This is a genomic window from Streptomyces sp. WAC00040, from assembly GCF_056835925.1.
In genome coordinates, this window is the sequence record NZ_JAKQZE010000005.1 from 257,654 (window position 1) to 277,622 (window position 19,969).

Annotated in this window: 15 protein-coding genes and 2 pseudogenes; 8 read left to right on the top strand and 9 right to left on the bottom strand. The window is 66.1% G+C overall.

Features of this window, described 5'->3' with window-relative positions; translation table 11 throughout:
* Nucleotides 1-11: 11 nt before the first annotated feature.
* The gene (locus MDN94_RS36255) at nt 12-470 is read right to left on the bottom strand and encodes an ATP-binding protein (RefSeq protein ID WP_482730230.1); all 459 of its coding nucleotides are present in this window, start codon (nt 468-470) and stop codon (nt 12-14) included.
* Between the two features lie 391 nt (nt 471-861).
* Here MDN94_RS36255 and MDN94_RS36260 point away from each other — a divergent pair, with 391 nt between their 5' ends.
* From MDN94_RS36260 to MDN94_RS36280, 5 genes and pseudogenes are all read left to right on the top strand, one after another.
* Complete coding sequence (locus tag MDN94_RS36260) at nt 862-1,350, top strand: sigma-70 family RNA polymerase sigma factor (protein WP_482730048.1); 489 nt, start codon at nt 862-864, stop codon at nt 1,348-1,350.
* Nucleotides 1,351-1,790: 440 nt separating this feature from the next.
* Complete coding sequence (locus MDN94_RS36265; protein ID WP_482730049.1) at nt 1,791-2,312, top strand: ATP-binding protein; 522 nt, start codon at nt 1,791-1,793, stop codon at nt 2,310-2,312.
* Nucleotides 2,313-2,436: 124 nt separating this feature from the next.
* On the top strand, nt 2,437-4,020 hold the full coding sequence (locus tag MDN94_RS36270; RefSeq protein ID WP_482730050.1) for a zinc-binding metallopeptidase family protein: 1,584 nt from the start codon (nt 2,437-2,439) through the stop codon (nt 4,018-4,020).
* 389 nt (nt 4,021-4,409) lie between these two features.
* A pseudogene (locus MDN94_RS36275) lies at nt 4,410-4,772 on the top strand (ricin-type beta-trefoil lectin domain protein); the annotation flags it as partial.
* A 996-nt stretch (nt 4,773-5,768) separates the two neighbouring features.
* Nucleotides 5,769-7,484 (top strand): hypothetical protein, encoded by a 1,716-nt coding sequence (locus MDN94_RS36280; RefSeq protein ID WP_482730241.1) that lies wholly within the window; start codon nt 5,769-5,771, stop codon nt 7,482-7,484.
* 459 nt (nt 7,485-7,943) lie between these two features.
* Here the strand turns inward: MDN94_RS36280 and MDN94_RS36285 are convergent, their stop codons facing one another.
* Nucleotides 7,944-8,519: a hypothetical protein gene (locus tag MDN94_RS36285; protein WP_482730051.1), complete on the bottom strand. Its 576-nt coding sequence runs from the start codon at nt 8,517-8,519 to the stop codon at nt 7,944-7,946.
* A gap of 181 nt (nt 8,520-8,700) precedes the next feature.
* Here MDN94_RS36285 and MDN94_RS36290 point away from each other — a divergent pair, with 181 nt between their 5' ends.
* Complete coding sequence (locus MDN94_RS36290; RefSeq protein ID WP_482729339.1) at nt 8,701-9,351, top strand: hypothetical protein; 651 nt, start codon at nt 8,701-8,703, stop codon at nt 9,349-9,351.
* 69 nt (nt 9,352-9,420) lie between these two features.
* Here MDN94_RS36290 and MDN94_RS36295 read toward each other — a convergent pair whose 3' ends face one another.
* From MDN94_RS36295 to MDN94_RS36310, 4 genes are all read right to left on the bottom strand, one after another.
* Complete coding sequence (locus MDN94_RS36295; RefSeq protein WP_482729340.1) at nt 9,421-9,837, bottom strand: hypothetical protein; 417 nt, start codon at nt 9,835-9,837, stop codon at nt 9,421-9,423.
* Between the two features lie 4 nt (nt 9,838-9,841).
* The gene (locus MDN94_RS36300; protein ID WP_482729902.1) at nt 9,842-10,672 is read right to left on the bottom strand and encodes an IS5 family transposase; all 831 of its coding nucleotides are present in this window, start codon (nt 10,670-10,672) and stop codon (nt 9,842-9,844) included.
* Nucleotides 10,673-10,930: 258 nt separating this feature from the next.
* Nucleotides 10,931-11,455 (bottom strand): hypothetical protein, encoded by a 525-nt coding sequence (locus tag MDN94_RS36305; protein WP_482730052.1) that lies wholly within the window; start codon nt 11,453-11,455, stop codon nt 10,931-10,933.
* A gap of 390 nt (nt 11,456-11,845) precedes the next feature.
* A complete protein-coding gene (locus MDN94_RS36310) occupies nt 11,846-12,484 on the bottom strand; it encodes a LuxR C-terminal-related transcriptional regulator (protein WP_482730053.1) in 639 nt (212 codons plus the stop codon).
* 444 nt (nt 12,485-12,928) lie between these two features.
* Between MDN94_RS36310 and MDN94_RS36315 the strand changes: the two genes are divergently transcribed.
* Nucleotides 12,929-13,282 carry a hypothetical protein gene (locus MDN94_RS36315; RefSeq protein WP_482730054.1) on the top strand — a complete coding sequence of 118 codons (354 nt, stop codon included), beginning with the start codon at nt 12,929-12,931 and terminating at the stop codon, nt 13,280-13,282.
* 58 nt (nt 13,283-13,340) lie between these two features.
* On the opposite strand, the gene MDN94_RS36320 is transcribed toward MDN94_RS36315, so the two are convergent.
* From MDN94_RS36320 to MDN94_RS36330, 3 genes are all read right to left on the bottom strand, one after another.
* On the bottom strand, nt 13,341-14,366 hold the full coding sequence (locus tag MDN94_RS36320; RefSeq protein WP_482730055.1) for a S8 family serine peptidase: 1,026 nt from the start codon (nt 14,364-14,366) through the stop codon (nt 13,341-13,343).
* Between the two features lie 131 nt (nt 14,367-14,497).
* On the bottom strand, nt 14,498-17,884 hold the full coding sequence (locus MDN94_RS36325) for a right-handed parallel beta-helix repeat-containing protein (RefSeq protein WP_482730056.1): 3,387 nt from the start codon (nt 17,882-17,884) through the stop codon (nt 14,498-14,500).
* A 130-nt stretch (nt 17,885-18,014) separates the two neighbouring features.
* Nucleotides 18,015-18,959 carry a hypothetical protein gene (locus tag MDN94_RS36330; RefSeq protein WP_482730057.1) on the bottom strand — a complete coding sequence of 315 codons (945 nt, stop codon included), beginning with the start codon at nt 18,957-18,959 and terminating at the stop codon, nt 18,015-18,017.
* A 384-nt stretch (nt 18,960-19,343) separates the two neighbouring features.
* Here MDN94_RS36330 and MDN94_RS36335 point away from each other — a divergent pair.
* A pseudogene (locus tag MDN94_RS36335) lies at nt 19,344-19,964 on the top strand (transposase); the annotation flags it as partial.
* Nucleotides 19,965-19,969 lie beyond the last annotated feature (5 nt).

Here is a 19,969-nt window from a genome sequence, read left to right on the forward strand (position 1 = left end):
TCCGCCAGCGCTCAGCCGAGGGCTGCGGGGACCTGGATCCAAACCGTCTTGGCGCCATTGGGATGGCGCTGGGTGGTGATGCAGCCTCGCATTTCCAGCAGCAGGGTACGGACCAGAGCGAGGCCTCGACCGTGAGAAGCCCAGAGCGGCGCCTGCCTAATGCGGGGGCGGTCACCATGCTGGTCGGTGACGCCGATCCTAAGGACATGTCTGTCCGCCCGTACTCTCACAGCGATGTAGGGAGTGACGAGGCTGGCGTGGGCCACAGCGTTTGTGACCAGTTCGGACACGACCTGATAAAGAGCTTCAGCCACCTGAGTACCGGGCGGCAGGCCCCAAACGGTGAGTATGTCGGCAATGGTGTGGCGCGCGACAGGAACCGCGGCAGCCGTTGCGGGGACGGTGAGCAAGTAGTCCTTGCTGCCCAGAGGCGCAGGCGTGGCGTATGCAGAGTCGGCGGGCTGAGGCATGGCGATCACTTCCGGCAGGAGGTGCAGTTCTGAAGGGGGCACCACACTGCAGCGCCCATGGCGGCGAGACATCCGCCATACCGCTGCCACGTGGCTGCGGCAGAACCAGGCCCATTCCGAGCACAACGACACCGTCCCTCGCGCAGGTCACCCCTCCCCGTCCGCAAGCGCGCCTCCCCCACGAGGGGCCTATGGTTTCCTGGGTCCTCGGATTCATTTTCTGCCGGGGATACGAGGCGCGGCCCCATTCCGCCTTGACACTCCGAAGGGTCCGATATTCCATCCATCCGGCGGGCCTCCCCAAACGCGGTCACGCGTATCGCAAAGGTGACCGCCAGCCCCATCGGACCGCGGCGGATCAGGCAATTCTTCAGTGGACGACGATTCCTACATGAGCGAGCTCTACGCTTGCCATACCGCACCGCTCCTGCATTACGTGATGAGGATATCGGGCCTGGACCGGGGCTGCGCCGAGGACATCGTCCAGGAGACCTTCCTGCGCGCCTGGCGACACGCCCGGAACCTGAACTCTCCGGTCAGGAGTATGCGTCCCTGGCTGTTCACTGTCGCCCGGAACATCACTATCGACACGATGCGCGCGCGCAACTCGAGGCCACTGGAGAGCGAGCAGTCCGTTCCCGAGGTACTGACGGGCTCGGATCCTTTGGAGGACATTCTCGCGACCCACGACCTCACCAGCACGTTGGCCCGCCTTTCGCCGGCGCACCGCGAGGTGGTGGTGCGCCTGCACTGCCTCGACCACAGCATCGGGGACACGGCTCAAGCCATAGGTGTACCCGTCGGCACGGTGAAGTCCCGCAATCACTACGCCCTGAGGCAATTGCGCAGGGCGATCGAGGGGCCGCAGCCAGCTCACTGATCGTTCGAGTCGCGGACCGGGGCCGGAGGAGTCGACCCCAGAGGCATCCGCTGCCCTTCGTGGCTGCTGCGAACGCGAAGCGCGGCCCGTGGCGCGCCGGGGGGACTGAGCCGCCACGGGCCGACATGGATCACTGTATGCCCTGATCAGCAGGGGAGAGGGCCCCCAACTAGCAATTGGGCGGGCCCAATTGCGCTGTATCGAGCCCGCCCAGGCCAGCTCTTGGCTCCCTGCTCCCCGGTGGAGGGTTGACCCTGCGGGGGCAGGTGCTAGAGTGGAAACCAAGTAAATACTTACGTATTGGAACGGGCTGCTTCCGCCCCCTCCCTCCGGGACACGGCCTCAGCGGCAACGGGGATGCAATCCCCCCTCTCACCCCCTCTTGCGAATCCCGTCGAACCGGCAGCCGCCGCATTGATTGGACTGGACGCATCATGTACATGAACCCCGTTGCCACCTCCGCCGCCACAGGGGTCGCCGACCTCACGTACGTGCCCCCCAGACTCTCCGCGGCACTGACACCGGGCCGGCCGCCGACCCGTACAGGCGCAAGGGATTTTCACTTCACCGTCCCTACCGAACCATCGTCGGTTTCCATGGCCCGACGCACCGTCCTCAACACTCTCGTGTCCTGGGGGATGCCCACCGACAGCGATCTCGCCGACGGCATTCGGCTGGCCGTCTCGGAGCTCGTCACCAATGCCATTCAGCACACGGCCGACATGACTCCAGAGATTGCCATCGCCGTCCGCACGGACAGGGGTGGACACCTGGCCATCGGCGTCACGGACCACCACCCGGACCGTCCACACTTCGAACAGGCGTCCCCGGATGCCACCCACGGCAGAGGTCTCGCCCTGGTCCGAAGCATCCTGCTGGAACTGCGCGGCTGCCTCACCAGCCAGCGCCTCCCGGACGGCGGTAAGACCATCTGGATCCGCATTCCGCCACCGCCTCGTTGAACCGACAGAAGGTGACGCCACCTAAAGTCCAATTGCCCCCGAAAGGCATGCCCAAGATTCGAATGCAGAAAAACACAAAAGGACCCATAGGAATGGGCCCTTATTTCTTCGCTGCTCCTTTCACTTGATCCGACACCCCTATATCATTCCCTTTATCCTCCCGCCGTTATCCGGAGAAACCTCTGATGATTTCAGAAAGGCCACCATGACACTCTCACGCCGCTCGTTGCTGGCCGCGGGTGCAGTCGGCTCGACCGCAGCACTCGGCTTCGACGGCAGTAGCTCCGCCCGGGCCAATGTTCGTGCCGTCACCACAACACTGCCGGGCGGCCCTCTCGCCGGCGTCCGCCGCCCGGACCTCTGGGCCGACCTCCACAAGCTTGTAGAACTCGGTCCCCGTATGACCGGTACGCCAGCCCACCACGCGTACATCGACTGGCTCGCATCGGATCTGCAGTCCCTCGGGCTGCAGGTCGAACGCACCACACAATCGTTCACCCGCTGGCAGCCGACCGGGACGTCCCTGAACATCGACTCCGGCGCCATGGCTGGGCCGGTCAAAGTTGGGGCCTTCTACCCCTACTCCGGGCAGACATCTAGGGGGGGCGTCGCAGGAAAGCTCGTCCACGTGGGCAGTGGCAGTCCGCAGGAGATCGCCGCCGTGGAACTCCGCGGCAACATCGCGGTGTTCGATGTAGGGCCGCTCTCCGTATACCCTCTCGCGGCCTTCCTGCCACAGGTGGTCAGTACGTACGACCCCGGTGGAACTCTGCAGCCGACCGAGCCGATCAGCTTCGCATGGGCAACGCCCTTCCCCATGCTGGACGGCGTCAAGGAGGCAGGAGCAGTCGGCGCGGTCATGCTCGTGGACTCTGGGCCCGACTTCGTAGCAAACCAGTGGATCCCGGACAGCCGCAAGCGGCAGAACACCCCGACACTCATCCTCGACCGCCTCGCTGGAGCACCGGTGCGGGCCGCCGCTCTCGCGGGGAACACACTTGCCACCCTTACCCTCACCGCCCAACTCATGCAGGAGACGACGGACATGCTCGTGTCCGTAGTGCCGGGGCCGAGCGATGAGGTCGTCATCCTCAACACACACACGGACGGGCCCAACGCACTCCAGGAGTCGGGTGGAGTCATCATGCGGGAAATCGCCCGCGCCCTGACCAAGGTCCCGATCGCCCAGCGCGGTCGCACATTCGCGCTGGTCTTCACGACCGGACACTTCATGCTCGGCGAGGCCGGCCTGGAGAGTACAGCGCTCTTCGTACGGACAAGGCCGGACCTCGTCTCGCGCGCTGTGGCCGCTTTCGCCGTCGAGAACATCGGCCCCCGCCAATGGGTGGAGCAAGGGAACTCCTACGTCAGCACTGGCCTGACGGATCCGCATTTCCACATCGCGACACCCACGCCCGCACTCCAGGAACTGTGCTCGAGCGCGTCTCGCAGCGCCGACTTCCGACGGACCATGGTCATGCTCCCCGGGGAAGAGGGAGAGCTGTACGGGGAAGGCACCTTGCTGCACAGGGCCGGCGTGCCGACTATTCAGACGATCTCCTCGCCACATCGACTGGTCCAGTTCGACCGAGGTGATGTTGTCGAAACCGAAGTCGACCGGGCGCAGTGGAACCGCGGCGTCGATTTCTCATTCACAGTGGCGAGCGCGCTCGCGGCCATCCCGCTCAACCAGTTGAAGCCCAGCTGACATCCAGCACGGTCAACCTGCACACAGAGTGGCCCCGCCTTCTTCGGAACATGCACGAGGGCGGGGCCCAAACCTGCTTTGAACCATAGGACCCTTCCGGAAGGGGAGGGTCGGCGGCTTAATGAGCTGAGAACAGTGCGCCGCGCGCTTTGAGTCGGCCGGTGTCCGGGTGGCTCGCCACATAGTCCCCAGAAGGAAGGCTTCAGTTGAGAAGGCTCAGACATTGGCCAGCCCTGCTGTCGGTAATCGGTCTCGCCCTTCTCTGTGCATCGGTCGACGCCAGCCAAGCGTCGGCGGGCGAACCGAACGCAAGCCAGCAGTGGGTGAACGACTCGGGACGCTTTCTGGGCGGAACGAGCGGCGGAGACGGCGCCCGCCTCCGCATCCATGTGGTCACTGCAGGGGCCGGTAAGTGCCTAGGGATGGGCCTGCCCGCCAAGCAGGGGACGCCTGCGATCCTCTGGGACTGTGACGGCCACTCCGTACAAACCTTCACCCAGCAAGGCAACGGGGATCTCACCTGGACGTACTCCGTGGTGGAGACCGGCTCGGGCAATCGCTACTGTCTGGATTCCAAGACGGGTCAGCATTACAACGGCACAATTGTCGGATTCTTCGACTGCACTGGCGGCAGAGCCCAGAAGTGGATCATCGGTCAAGAAGGCCAGCTCCAGAGCGTGGACAGCCCAGGCAAGTGCCTGGACGACACTAACTCCAGCACGGAGAACGGTACCCGCATCCAGCTGTGGGACTGCGACGGCAATGCCGGCACAGTTCCGGCATCTTTGCGCACGCCCGTCGTAGCGGCTCCTTCGCCGGAGCAGCGCAAGACGCCGGTGCCGGTGCCGGCACGCGAGCCGGTACGCCGCCCGGCGCCGGCCGCAACGCCGGGCACGCCCCAAGAGGCGTCGCCTTCCCGAGCACCGTCACCGCAGCTCTCCGCTCCCCCGTCCCAGGCTGTCGCAGCCCCAGCAGCCAAAGCATCACCTACTGCAACAGCTCCCCCAACAACTCTGGGAACGCGGCCGGCGGCGCAGTACCTGCCTCTGACTTCAGTGCTGCTCGCTGTTGCGTTCTTCATCATCCTTTGGCGGTTGACGTCGCTGTTTCCGAAGTTCGGCGCCTCGCTACGACTACGCGTGGCTGCAGTTTCCGGCCCGCCACAGGACACTCCGCGCTCCACCGCCAGCGCGCCAAGGAGCGCTGCGGTGCTCAGAGGTACTGGTCGGCGTCGTCGGCAGCGACCCAGGGTAGAAGCGGCACCCCCCGTGGAACCGCCTGTGTCCGGGAGAGTCCCGGCGACTGGCCCACCGGCCCGGGGCGACCTCGAGTCGGCAAGTGACCTCGGAAACCCGGCCAGCACTGAAGGGACCGCGCCGCCAAGTACCGATGAGTCCGGTCGGTGGGCTCAGCGATACCCCAGGCTCTTCGCGCGGCTCGGAAATCTGGATCTGGATCTGGGCCGACTCTGGGGCAGCGGCGCGGCCGAGTGCGCTGCGCTGCCCACGCGTGCACCCGCTGCGCATGACGACAGCCGTACCATCGAAGGCGGGGTTGTCTTCGATTCGCCACACAGCCCGCTCGAGCCCGCAGAATTTGCGCCCTGGTGGAAGCCGGATGCGCAACTGTTCACCGTCTTCGCCCGGCATGACGCGGCAAGCGCGGGCTTCCGGTCGGGTCCCTGCGCGTTCGACGCACTCCAGCTCAGCGAATCCATCCGCCTTCACCCTGCGTGGCAGGGGCGGCCCGTGCTGCTGGTCACGGCCGGCAACGCCAGCGGATGGATCGTTCAGCTGATAGCCGACTATCTCCAGGTAACCGTAGCGATCCGGGGTGCTGAGGGCAGATGGCTGGCGCTCCCGCCCAGGCGGGCCGACCGCGGTCCGGCTCCGGTCATGGACATCGGCTCTTCGTACCCATTCAGCCGCGCGAAAAAGGAACAGCTTCGTCAAGCCCCGCAGCCCTCTGCCACGCGGCCGTCCACTGGTTCCTTCACGCCGGTCGACCTCGACGAGCACGGATTCGCGCTGATCGAACGCGACCAGCCCCAAGCCGACAGCCTTCTCAGCGCCTTCACCGCATGGCGGTCGACTCCCCGACGACCGGGATTGTTCGGCGCGGCCGTGCAGCCCGATACCCGGCAGCCCGGCGCACCGTACCGGGTGGGCAACACTTCGTGTACTGCCTGGGACCTGGCCCAGGTGTTCTGGACCGAGCGGTCGCGCTGGCAGGACAAGGACAAGACGCTGGTCGTTCTCGCGAATCCTCCTGCTGCTGACCACGAGTTGCAGCTCAAATTGTTGGGCAGTTACCTGCAGACCGCTGTCCTCGGCGTGGACCTGGCCGAGGTACCGGGCAGCGAAGCAGGGCCCGCTTCTGCACTGGGCACGACCCAGGTCGCTGCACGGCGAACAACGTCTCCCACCGGCGACACCGAATCTTCGCCGCGCTCGAGCGCCGCGAATAGCGCAGATAAGAACACAGCAGTGGCTCCTGGAGCATCCCCTGCTGGGGCTCTGCCGCTAGCCCACGGCGGTGTGAGCGAAGCCGAGGGAAGCGTCTCCGGGCAGCCGAATTCGCCGTCCGGCTCGAAGTCGCAGAGCGCCGCCACCAAGGCACGGGCGACTGCTGGAGGCGAGGCTCCGTCGTCTGCACAGGGTGACTCCACGAGCACTACAGGAGAAAAGCAGGAGACCATGAATTCGGCGGCGTACCGCGGAAGTACTCATGGAAAAAACAACCGGCGCAAGCTGACCGCGACAGCATCGTTGCTGCCTGGGCATAGGAGCACCCCGAAGGAGCGCGCCAGGCTCCGTGCAGCCTTCCAACGCCGTTACGACGCCCACGCACGGGCGGTCGTGCGGACTCTGGCCTCTCATCCAGGCCTGCGTTCAACCACCCGTGACGGCGCCGAGGAAGACACCGTATGCGACCTAGTCGCCGTGCGGGCCTTTGTCTGCGATGACTGGCCCGAGCCTCGTCCGGACGGGTCGGGTCCAGCCACGGACGTGGCAGAAGCATGGGCTGCCTGCCTTGCCTCTGGTCTGCGTCGTCTGCCCTCGTACCGCGGAGCCGTGCTGCTGGCGTGCGCCGCTACGAAGGCACATGCCAAGGCGTACCTCCCCGGCCAGATCATCCAGGAGCCGACCGTCCTCAAGACTGCAGTAGCTTCCGCCGCGTCTCCCGCGGGAGACGTCCTTTTCGTCATTTGGTCCGTGACTGGGCGGCGTACCGGCACGCTGACCGCGGGCGGCCCGACTGAAGCGGTCGTCTTCCCCGGCAATACGAGATTCAAGGTGCTGTCGGTGGACCAGCCGGAGGGCATAGGCCAAATCCGGATCATGCTCAGCGAAGTGACGGAGCGCCAACAGGCCTCCGGCGCTACAGCGGACGGGGCATTGGACGAGCAGGACCTCGCCATCCGACAGCGGTTGATCGAGTCAACGGCGGCGGGCGCCATCTGACGGATCATGCGAAAGTGGTCGGTCCTGTCGCACACCTGCGGGTGTGCGACAGGACCGACCATGCGTCATGCACAAGGCGCCGGGGCGCCTACGGTGGGCCGGCGCCCGATCCAGGCTCGTGACCTGAGTCGGAGATTCGTCGGCAGTAGCTGGCGAGTTTGTCGAGGACTTTGTCGGCGGTCTTTGTCCAGGCGAGGGGGTCTCGGGTGCTCGTTCCAGTCGGTGAGCCAGCCACGGATGTCGCCTCGAGGGCCTGGACGGAGCGGTGGAGGCCACGCTTGCGTTTTTCTGCGTTCGGCGATCCACCGCTCCACCAGGTTCAGCCAGGACGAACTCGTGGGTGTGAAGTGCAGGGGGAAGCGTGGGTGGGCCAGCAGCCACTTCTTCATGGCGGGCGTCTTGTTGGGGACGTAGCTGTCGAGCATGAGGTGCACGTCGAGGCCGGGGGCACCTCCTTGTTCAGTGAGGCACTTTTTGAACTCGACACCGGTGCGCCGGTGGAGGGAGCCGATGACCTTTCCCGTGGCAACCTCCAGGGCGGCGAACAGGGTGGTGGTGGTGCCGGCCCGGACGTAGTCGTGGCTGCGGCGCTCGGGCGCCCCGGCATCTTCGGCAGCACCGGCTGGGACCGGTCCTCTGCCTGGATCTGCGACTTCTCGTCCACGCAGAGGACCAGGGCCTTCTCCGGCGGGTCCAGTAGAGCCCCACCCTCTCGCGGCCTTGTCGATGAACAGCGGATCCGCGGACAACTTGAAGGTCTGTGACCGGTGGGGGCCAGCGCGAACGCCCGCCATATCCTGGAGATGGCGGGCTGCGACATGCCTGTGGCTGCCGCCGTCGACCTGGTCGACCACTGGGTGGCGTTCTTCGGCTGCTCCTCGAGCGTCTTGACGATGACAAGCTCAGGTCCGCGTCGGTGATCTTTCGCGGGCCGCCCGACTGCCGCTCGTCGGAGGGGCCGTCCAGGCCCCGTTCGAGGAATCGCCGCCGCCAGGTGCGGACCGTGTCCGCAGTGACACCGAGCCGGTGTGACACCTCATGATTGAGTGTCCCCCGCGCACTTCAGAGGGCATTCTGAACCGGTATGACCGATTCCCGTAGTTGGCTTGTGCCAGGCGCTGTCCTGGCGGTCACGTGGTCCTTCGGCGGCTTCTACAGTGTCCCGAGGTAAAGGGGGCGGGCGGGGACGATAGATCAGAAGGGCTGACTCAAGAACGTGGTGCGGATCGAGCGATTGGCGGACCTGAAGCCCGTTCACCAGCGTCAGGCGGCCGTCCTGGCCCTGTGGCGGTGGCGCGCGCCGATACTTGCGTTCGAATTGGATGCAGAGTGGGGCGTCGACCAGTCCGTGCTGGAGTCGCTGTTCCGACTGGCAGCATCACCCCCTGGTGAACAGTCGGATCGCGCATACCGGCGAGCAATCGCCGAGCTGTGCACGGCCCCGCTCTTCACGTCTGAAGTCGACCCGGACACGGTCCAGCTCTTCCAGTTGGAGACCATCAGCAACCTGCTGACCTTCGGCGAACTGCTGGACAAGCCTGGCGTGGACGAAGTCGAGCGAGTGGTCGAAGCCTCGGCCGGTCTGGCGAACTACCTCGACGGTCTCGTCGAGGGCTCCTTCTACTCCCACCCCTCGGAGGAAGCCCACCACCAGTACCTCGCCGACCTGGCGGACCGGGCGAGCGAGGGCTATTTCGCGTCGCGCCACTTCGCTGTCGAGACCGCCTGCCACGGTGCTCTCGGGGTTCTCCCCGATTCCGCAGGGCTGCCCGACTCGTCCACGGGTCGCGAGTTGCTCGCGCTCTGCGAGGACTTCGGCGAAGAGCTCGTCACAACGATGCAGTGGCTCCGCATGACGGGTCACTAGCGATCGCGTCGTGAGCCGGATGGCGAGTGCGGCAGCCGTGACGGACGGGTGGCATGAAACGGAGAGCTGCTACGGGCGGCGCTGGATGAACAGGCCCGGTTCGGTCTCGGCGAGGACGCCCAGGCTGACCAGGCGCTTGAGCTTGTGCCGGGTACTCTCGATGTTCTTCGGCTTTAGCGGGAGGTCCAGGGCCTGGCACAGGTCGCGGGCACGCATCGGTCCAGCAGCGTCGGCGAAGACGTCGAGGATCTGCTGGTAGGCCGGGTGGGCCGGCAGGACAGGTGGCTCCTCGGCTGGCTCCGGAGTCGCTGGCGGGAGGGCGAGGAGCGTCTTACGGGTCACCGCCAGGCTCTCGATCTCCTCATCGAGTTCACGCAGGCGCGCGGTGAGCTCGTCCATCTGCGCACGGATCTGCGCTGCATCGCCGACGAGCTCGCGTTCGCGTGCGTCGATCCGCTCCAGAAGCGGCGTGACCTGGTCATCCATGCGGTCACCCGCGCCAGGTGGGCGTGGTCTGGCCGGTGAGCCGGCGTGTTATCACGTCGATCATGGCCCAGCGCACCCTGGACTCCGAGGACTTCGGCCTGCTCTCGTAGTCCCGCACGAGCCGCCGGAACAGCATGAGGATGCCGAGCGTCTGCTCCACGATCCACCTCTTGGCCTGCGGGACGAAGCCAGCGCCCTTGTCCGCAGGGTTGCGTTCGACGATCTCGACGTCGATGCCGGCCCTTGCGCCGTGCTCGACGACCGTCTTCTTGAAACCCTGGTCGACCAGAGCCTTCTTGATGGTGCCGATGGGGGCGACCTGGCCGAGCAGCGCGATGCCGAACGCGTTGTCGTGGGCGCTTGCGGCCAGCACGGTGACGGCGATGACCAGGCCGAGGACGTCGACCGCCAGCCCGCGCTTGCGTCCGGGCACCTTCTTGGCCACGTCCTTCCCGGTCGTGGCCGCAGGGACGTTCACCGCGGCGTGGACGCTCTGCGTGTCGATCACGACCAGGCTCGGATCCTCCGGCCGCCCGGCCTTCTCCCGGACCTGCCAGCGCAGCAGGTCGTTGACCTTCACGTCCGTGCCGTCGTCGCGCCAGGCCGCGAAGTAGTAGTAGACGGCCGACTTCGGCGGCAGGTCATGGGGTAGGTAGTCCCACTGGCAGCCCGTCCTGCCCTGGTACAGGATCGCGTTGACGATCTCCCGCATCTCGTATCGGCCCTGATGTCTCGTCGGGGACGGATGGTCGGCCTTCCATGCCGAGATCACCGGCTCGATCAGCGCCCACCGCTCATCGGATAAGTCGCTCTTGTAAGGCTTGCGGTCGCTCACCCAGACAGCCCAACAGGACCAAGCAGGCCGACCGGCCCGAACCGCCCAAACCCACACGATCAGGCGACCACGAGACCGTCATACCAGCTCAAAATTCCCTCTCAGAACGATCCTTGAACGCTGAGCCAGAGACTGGGCCGTCGAGCGACGACGCACCCAGCCCTCCAGCACGGCCAGCTGGGCATCAGTGACCGACAACGGGGGAATCTTCCGACCCGGACGACTCATACCCACTCAACGACGAATCTCCGACTCAGGTCACTCGGCCAGCGGCCCCGACGCCGATGTAGGCCATCCCGCCTCGAACGAGGCGGCGGCAACGATCAGCATGTCGGCCATGGTGTGCAGGTACGCCTTGAGCCTCTCGAGTTCTTCCAGTTGCGGGTCGTACCGGGAGACTTGGCCCCGGTACGTGCGAGCTGCCTCCTCGGAGGCAACTGCAGCCCGCACGCGGCCCTCGACGAGGATCATCTTGGCGTGTGCGTGAGCGCCTTCCAAGTCGCTCAATGCCTCATAGATGGCGTCCGTGATCGTCCGATCAGCCACCTCCTGCGTACGCGAGCAGTTCACGATGGCGTCTACTCCGGGAACGCCCGTCGGGACCATGTCAGCCATCGCGATGTTGCGCGCGCGCAACCAGTCCTTGTGGCGCTGGACCTCCGCCTGAAGCCCGGCGTTTTCGACGGTGAGGCGGGATATCTCGTCGGCGGCCTCCTGGAGCGCCTGGCGCACCTCTACTTCATCGAAACCACGCCGTGTGAGAGGCGCCCGGGCGAAGCTCATGGAGCGCAGTTTCTCCGGAGTGACCGGAATGTGCTCACCTCTGCTCTCACCCTCATGGTGAATTGGGGTTCCGTTCACTGGCTACCCATCGCAATGCACTCCTTGTGGGCTGGGGGACTGGAACGCCGCGGGGCATGCCGCGGCAGCTGGTGTGACGGTCTTGGGCGGGCGGTCCGGAAAAGCAGTGGGCCCCTAGACCCATGCCCGTTCGGGCGCTATCAGCGTTCCGGCCATCGCGCATCGATTGTCGGCCACGAGGCGGCGAATCTCTAATTTCTTGCGAGAAAATGAGACCGTAAGCCCAATTCCGATCAACGATAGAGAAGTACGTCACTCCTATTCGACCGGTCCGCCAAGAATGCTCTTCACTTTTACTAGGGAAGCCCTTGCTCAGTCCGCGCCGACTCGCGCCCCCAGCCACAGGGACACGGCCTCGGCGCGACTGCGGACCTTCAGCTTGGCGTAGATGCGGTTAACATGATTTTTGACCGTCTTCTCGCTGAGGAAGAGTAGTCGCGCAATGTCCGGATTACTCCGCCCGCGGGCGATGTGGTCCATGATCTCGAGCTCACGCTTCGACAGTTGCCCGCCCCTACCAGCCGCGGCGTGACCTACGTGCACCGACCGCCTCGACCGCAGATTCTCGGCCAGCGCCGTGATCGCACCGGGCGAGAGATGGGCACGCCCTTGGGCGGTGGAGGTGACTGCGGCGACCAGTTCCCTGGCGTTGAACTGGCGGTGCACCAAATAGCCTGTGGCACCCACGCGCAGCGCCTGTTCGACCAGGCCGGCCTCGTCGATGCTGGTCAGCATGAGGACCTTGCAGATCCTGGAGAGCATCGGCAGGGCGGACAAGCTGTCGCAGAGCGGCATGTCCAGATCGAGCAGCACCACATCGGGGCGAAGCCGCTGAGCGAGCTCCAGAGCATGCGAACCGTCCCGAGCCTCCCCCGCAACGATGACTCGGCCACTGGACTGCAGAAGGGTGACTAGGCCGAGTCGGACCACCAGATCGTCGTCGACGACCAAGGCCCGGACGGGGGGATCCGAACCATCCGCCTTCATATCAAGAGCTCTCAAGTCTCCCAACGGAACTTTCTTTCCTCTGGCATGCGAGCAACGGGTGAGGGCCTCCGATCAGGCCGGCACACCGATTTCACTCGGAGGACTCGACCGGACATCAGCCGGAACAGAGAAAGGCCGGGCGCAGGCAAATCGGCTGCCGCTCCTTCGATTCCCAGTTCCGCCGGCGCTACCGGCACCGAACTCTCGTGTCAGCTGAGTTCCATTGTCAAGCGACCTATCAGGGCATATACGACAGAGTGAAGAACGGTTGAAGCCAGGGGCCCAAAGACGTGGGCCCCGTTTAGGCCTTCATCGCCGTGACCGCCGGTCCTAAGTTGGCAACTGGCCTGCGTGCAGATCCCTGAAAAATACTGGCGAGTATCAGGACGTCCAGCTTGCCTACAGAGGGTGATGCACCACAATGCAAATATCGGAGATGACGTAGTGGATGTCACGAGAGTGGATTCCGCCCTCATTGACCACCTGGCGCGCGAGTATGCCGGCGCAAGCCGTGAGCTGGAGCGCCACATTGAGCGCTACGCGCAGCGCTGCGGGCTCGTCCAAGACGAATACGGTTCGCTGCCCGAGGGCCAGGAAGCGGCCGCGCAGCAAGTGGCGATCACAAGGGACATGGTCTCTCAGCTCGAACAGCTGAGAGCGAAGCTCGATACCTGTGCGGCGGGCCTGCTGTCTGCGGCCGGGAACTACCGTCGCGCCGAGGATGCCAACATCCAGCAGACTGCTCGTCTCCAGAGCAGTTGACCGGAGCGACTCTCAGGCGAGGCAGGCCCCCGTGAACGCTGTACGGGGGCCTGCCGGCTCACCCAGCGTGTCCCGGCCGCCAGCGGCGCAAGCGCCCTCTGGCGAGGACCGTCGCCATGAAGGCGGCCGTGCCTGCGAGCGCCAACAGTCCTCCGGCGAAGGCAAGTGCGACCTGCCAGGGCCGCCCGCTCTCTGCGGGGGCATGCACCGGCCCGTCGAGCTTGCTCCCGGGCAACGAGGAGACGCTTGCGAGCGTGACGGTGGCCACAGCCGCATACGGGTTGACCACTCCCCATCCATGTTTCGGATCGGGCAGTGCAGCGGCCGGGTGATCGGCTGTCAGCTCCATGCGCCGCTTGACCTGGGAGGATGTCAACTCCGGGCGGTACGAGCGGACGAGTGCGGCCGTGCCAGCCACAAAGGGCACGGCAGCCCGCGGGCCGCGACCGACGACGTGACCGTGGCCGCCCGCGCCGAGACTGATGACACCCTCCCCAGGGGCCAGCAGGTCGACGACGCCGCCACGCTCCGAGCCGTCACTAACGCGCCCATCAGGGCCGACGGCAGCAACCGCGATGACCCCGGGGTATGCCGCCGGATAGCCGAGGGCACCGTCGTCGAGGAAGGTGACTGCTGCAGCGACGACAAGTACGTCCCGCTGCACCGCATAGGCAACAGCCTGGCGCAGCGTAGCGCTGCCACCTTGAACGGCGGTGGGTACGGCGATGACCTGGGCGCCGCCGGCCACTGCAGACCTGATGCCACGAGCGAGGCCTGCGGCCGTCGGCTCCGAACCAGGCATGGCAACGCGTACGGGCAGCACACGGGCCGCTGGCGCCATGCCTGCGAAGCCCACGTCCTTGGCCCTACTGGCGGCTATCACACCGGCGACAAACGTGCCCTGACCTGTGCAGTCCGTGTCTGCTCGGCCACCGCCCACGGCGCTCACACCCGGCAGGACACGCCCGGCGAGTTGCGGCACCGATCCGTCCACACCTGAATCGAGGACGGCTACGGTCACCCCCTCGCCGAGCGTGAGCTCCCATGCCCGGTACGGCGAGAGCCGCTCCTGCGCCCATGACACCTCTCGCGCAACCGATGTTGGAGGGTCGACACACTCACTGTCCGCGGCTGCAGCCGGGGAAGCGCCTCCCATAGCCGTGAGGCACAGGACAGCGCTCAAGGGGCCGGCTGACAGCCTGATCCTTTGGCGCCTCACAATGCCACGCCTTCCGGGTCCGGGGCGGAAGTCGTGGAACCGCTTCCGGGCGGGGCGAGGACATCCTCCGCGAGAAGGGTTCGCAGGTCGTCAGGCGTGGGCCGGAGGATACTGCTGAGTCTCCCCGCCTGACGGGTCACCATGGCATCGAGCATCTGCCGCGCATAGCGCCCGTTTCCGAAAGCGCGGCCGCGCTGTACGGCCTCGAAGTGCCGGAGCAGGGCTGCCCGTACCGGTGCCGAGCACAGGTATCCGGCCTCAGCAGCATGGTGCTCGGTAATGGTCACCAACTCGGCCGGACTGTAATTCTCGAACTCCACGCGAAGTGAGAAACGTGAGGCAAGCCCCGGATTGGACGCGATGAAGTCTTCCATCTCCGCCGAGTAGCCCGCCGCGATGACGACGACGTCGTCACGGTGGTCCTCCATCAGTTTCACCAGAGTGTCGATGGCCTCGCGGCCGAAGTCGGCACCCGAACTCCCCTTCGGGGCAAGGGTGTACGCCTCGTCGATAAAGAGCACTCCACCACGCGCCCGCTCGAACGCCTCGCGGGTGCGCTGAGCGGTGTGCCCGACCCACTCTCCCACCAGGTCGGCTCTCGAGACCTCCACAACCTGCCCCTGGACGAGCATGCCAAGTGCGTTCAACACCTTGCCGTAAAGCCGCGCGACCGTTGTCTTACCCGTCCCCGGGGCGCCGGAGAAGACAAGATGGCGGCTGAGGGAGGGCTCAGGCAGTCCCGCTTCGCGACGCCTCTGTACCGAGGTCAGTAGATTGACCATGTTGGTCACTTCGTGTTTGACCTGGGCGAGGCCGACCATGCCATGCAACTGGTCAAGAAGCGCGGAGAGGTCGGCCTCATCGCCGCCCCGGCCCATGCCCGGCAGATTCAATGTGGCACCAACGTCCTCAGGCAGCAGTTGAGTGAGCTCTCTCGGCGTTGCCGCTGGCATCGCGGCCAACCGCTGCGCCTGCCTGTCGACCATGACCTCGAAAACCTTGCGCGCGGTCCGCCCGTTGCCGAACGTGTCGTCCCGAGGGACTCTCTCGAAGTACTCCGTGAGCGTGTGCCGCGCGTCGTATTCCAGTACGTACCGGTGCGCCGAGCACATCTGCTCAACGATTGTCACCAACTCGCCTGTGTCGTAATCGTCGAACTCGACGGTTCGTGTGAAACGCGACGAAAGGCCGGGGTTCGAAACGAGGAGCTTCCGCATCTCATGGGGGTAGCCCGCGGCCACGACCACCACATCGTCACGGTGGTCCTCCATGAGTTTGACGAGCGTGTCAATGGCTTCGCGACCGAAGTCGGGTCCGCTACCTCCATCGCCTGACACCAACGTGTACGCCTCGTCGATGAACAGGACACCGCCCTCGGCCTCTTTGAACTTCTCCGCGGTCTTGATTGCCGTTCCGCCGACGATCTGGGCGACGAGGTCGAGGCGTGACACCTCCACAAGGTGGCCCTTGCGAAGCGTGCCGAGGGCGGCGAGTATCCGCGCGTACAGGCGGGCTACGGTGGTCTTCCCGGTGCCTGGAGGGCCCGCGAAGACAAGGTGACGGCTCATGGGCGGAGCAGGCAGCCCCGCCTGCTGCCTGCGCTGGGCCAGTTGGTTGAGGCTGACCAGCGTGCTGACCTCACGTTTGACAGCGGCGAGGCCGACCAAGGCGTCCAGTTCTTCAAGGGCGGCGGACAGTCGGTCGGCGACTGCGGCCGGGGCGTCGGCGGCCTCTTTCGCCGGCACTACTGCCCCTGTCTCCGCAACGTGGCTCGCGGTGAGTGTCCCGTATGCGTCAGGCAAACGGTTGCCTCGGCTCAGCAGGCCGGAGACAGTCACGTGGGCTTCGGGCCCGATCTGGCGCAGGCCCGCGCCCTCGTTGTCCCGGACCTCGCAGTCCCTGACCGTGATCGGCTCATCAGCAGCAACCAGCAGGCCGTCTCCGCCGTTGTCGAACATTTCGCACGACGTGACCGACCCGCCTGCCGATTCGGCGAACCGGATACCTCCCTGCTGGCAATCGTGTACGCGGGAGCGAACCAGGGACACATGGCCGTCAGCCTCGGCGATGACGCCTTGGGCCGCAGCCCCCGATATCTCGCAGTCGCGTAGAACAGCGCGGCCCCCGGCGCCGACAAGCACCCCGGCGTCAGCACTGCCGCGGAACTGCGTTCCGGTCACGTGGGGATTTCCGCCGCCAGAGGCGGCGAGGCCCGCAAGGCGGGTGCCGACGATCTCCGAGTCCTCGATACGCCCGCGCCCGTTCTCGGCGACGAGTACACCATGTCCCTCGCAGTCGATGAGTGTGGCCTTACGGAAGAGCGGGTTGGCGCCTGTGCTGATTCCCACCCCGTGAGACCTGGCGCCGCGTATGTGCAGAGCTGTGAAGGTGCCCGCCGACTCTTTCCTGACCACGACGGCCACGTCACCGCTGTCCTGGACCCGGCATGAGGAGAAGACCGGGTCACTCTCACCGGTTACCCAGGCCGCAGTGTGGGGGGCATCGACGACCTCGCACTCTTCGAACGTGCCGCGCGAACGGTCCGCAACGTGGATGCCATGGCCCCCTGGCCGCATGACACGGCAGCGGCGCACGGTCGGATCGGCGCCTCCCATGACTGAGATGCCGTGGCCAGCAGAGTTCACGATCTCGCAGTCTTCCAGGGTCGGGCGAGCGTTGTCGGTGATGTGAACTGCCACATCGGCGGTGTCGTGGATGCGGGTGCGCGAGACGACGGTGGCGCACTCCTTCTCCAGGCCGAGCGCCGGTCCGCGGATCTGCGATATGTCACAATTCTCTATCCTGCCCCGGGCTCGACCGGTCCCGCAGACGGCGTTACCCGTCACGTCGCGGATGGTGCACTCGCGCACGACCAGGTCACCGCCCGCAGCGATAACGATCCCGGAGTAGCCGATCTGCTCGATGACGCAGCGCTCCACGAGGCCTTCGGCGTCCTCCATGCCCACCACTCCGGACCCGCCGGGGTTGCGGACGAGGCAGTCACGCATGCGCAGCGAGGCACGGCCCCGTGCGACGACTCCCGCCGAGGAGTCGGCGGAGACGGTGCAGTCCTCCAGGATGAGTCTGCCCATCGCGGCGTCGACGGCGGGCAGTTCGGAGTGCCGGTTGCGGAGCACCAATCCCCGCAACGTCACAGCCTCAGTAGCGAGCACGATGGCGCTGCCCTCGGCCGCATCGATCGTGACGCTGCCTCGGCCGTCCTCAGCCGTGATGCTGACAGGGATACTGACGACGACGCTCTCGCAGTACTCGCCCGGAAGGACATTGATGATCGCTCCGGAGCCGGCATCGGCCAGCGCGGCTGTGATCGTCGAGTAGCAACCGGGCTCGTCCCGGGAGACGTTGAGAACACGGCGGTTCATCAGCCGGCCTCCCTCGCGCTCGCTGGACGGACTACGGTTTCTGCGGATGTCTTCACTGGTGCTCCAACTTGGGTGCTCCGGCCGTCTTGCCGGTGCGGGGCGTGCGCTGGGGTTTGGGGTGGGACGTGGCTCAGAGAACCGGCATTGGCTCACCCTGCGGCCCGTCCTGCCGATCGGGTAGAGGATCCATCAGCACCGCCATGGCTCGGTGCAGAGCAACGCCGTCCAAGGCAGGGTCCTGGTACCTGGCAGCGCGGATATGGGCGATCAGACCCTCGGAAGGCTCCAGGCGGTGCTCTTCCAGGTAGTAGGTGACTGCGTCGGACCAGATCCACTCCCCGTCGGTACGAATGTCTACGGGGACCACTCCTGTGCGTGCAGGGTCCAGAATGTCGTCGGCACGCTCGGGCGTTGCGAGCAGCAGCGCGCCTGAACGCAAATACGTGGCGATGAGCAGCAGCTCCTGCTCGTCCAGCACCCGGGGGTGGTCCCTTCGGAAGCCGACACAACCGGTAATGGGATCCACGTCGTCGAAAGTGCCAGCGAGCTCGATCCGCCGCTCCTCGGCCGCAGCCCACAGCAGTGTGCCGTAGGAGCGCGCCAACCACTGATACGTGGGCAGCCGCGCGCCGGTCGAGTACGCCTCCACTTGCGGCTCCGGCTCACCCGCATTCTGGAGGCTCCGCTGAAGCAGGCCGGTGAGAGCTGGCAGGTCACAGCCGGGCTCCGCCTCGGCCACGTAAACCCTGCGGAGTCCCGGCGAGCGCCAGGCGCGCCACAGACCGACCGCGCCTGGTACTTCGGCGACGGCACTGACAGCCGCCTCGTCCTTGCCCCAGCCGTTGTCCTGTCCGGTACTGGCACCGGCACCGGCAGACGAAGTGCTGCGAGCGGGTGTGTGGGGAGGCTCGGGTGTAAACGTGTACAACGGCAGCCTCCCGGGCTCGCCCGGCGTCGCGATCGGTACGTCGTCGAGCGGGGACGAATCGTGTCCCGCTGTCTCCAACAGCTCCGCCAACAAGTCGGCGTCGGGCTCGGCCAATGACGTTCCGGCCTGGAGCAGGGCATGCGTCACCTCTCGCGCGACCGTACTCCCCTTACCGTCCGCCAGCGCTGCCCTGGCCCGCGTGACCGCGTCGTCGGGTGCGGCCCCGGCGATCCGTAGCAGCAGATCGTGGCATTCAGCTGCCCATGTGGGACGCCCGTGGTCGGGAGCGGGCGGCGTATGCGTCGAGTGTTCGGGCTGTGTTTGGTCAGCCATGGTTCTCCGTAAGTTGTCAGGCGGCCCGGGAGCGCTGGGTGTGGCTTATGGTTCTCTGCCTTCAGTGCTTGCGAGGAGTGGCCGCCCGGCTCTCCGGGGCGCCCTGGCTGCTGATTGAGATGTGCGTTTCAGTCGCTTTGCACGGAGATGACAGCGGGGTGCTCCTCGGGCCGACGGCATGCTGTTCGGGGCGAGGAGGGGCGAGTGAACGAGCGAGCCTGGCTGGCCAATCGCGGTGTTCGTTGTGCCGACAGCGTCGCCGCGGCGGCGCCGGAGGCCGCCCAGGCCCAGCAGACAGCGCTGCCCGGTGAGGATATCGCTGCCCAGATCGTGGCTGACCTGGCCGTGCAGATCCTGGCCTTGGACGACCTGCTGAAGCGGATCGACAAGCAGATCCGCGAGACGTTCCGCAGCCATCCGCAGGCCGAGATCATCGAGTCCCTGCCCGGCATGGGCCCGATACTCGGTGCCGAGTTCGTCGTTGCCGCCGGCGACCTCACGGCCTCCGCCGACGCCGGTCACCTGGCCTCGGCGGCCGGCCTGGTGCCCATCCCGCGCGATTCCGGCAGCCGTACCGCCAACCTGAACCGGCCCAAGCGTTATAGCCGCTGCCTGCGCAGGGTGTTCTACATGTCGGCCCAGACCAGCATGATGCGTGAGGGGCCGAACCGGGACTTCTACCTCAAGACGCGAGGTGACGGCTGCAAACACGTTCAAGCTGTCATCGCTCTGGCACGGCGTCGGGCCAGCGCCCTGTGGGCTCTCCTGCGCGACAATCCGGTTTTTACCCCCGAGCTGCCGGTCGCGCGAGCGGCTTGACTGCG

Coding starts and splice junctions, on each gene's coding strand:
- MDN94_RS36255 (WP_482730230.1), bottom strand. CDS start 470: ATGCCTCAGCCCGCCGACTCTGCATACGCCACGCCTGCGCCTCTGGGC.
- MDN94_RS36260 (WP_482730048.1), top strand. CDS start 862: ATGAGCGAGCTCTACGCTTGCCATACCGCACCGCTCCTGCATTACGTG.
- MDN94_RS36265 (WP_482730049.1), top strand. CDS start 1,791: ATGAACCCCGTTGCCACCTCCGCCGCCACAGGGGTCGCCGACCTCACG.
- MDN94_RS36295 (WP_482729340.1), bottom strand. CDS start 9,837: ATGGATGACCAGGTCACGCCGCTTCTGGAGCGGATCGACGCACGCGAA.
- MDN94_RS36305 (WP_482730052.1), bottom strand. CDS start 11,455: ATGAGCTTCGCCCGGGCGCCTCTCACACGGCGTGGTTTCGATGAAGTA.
- MDN94_RS36325 (WP_482730056.1), bottom strand. CDS start 17,884: ATGAACCGCCGTGTTCTCAACGTCTCCCGGGACGAGCCCGGTTGCTAC.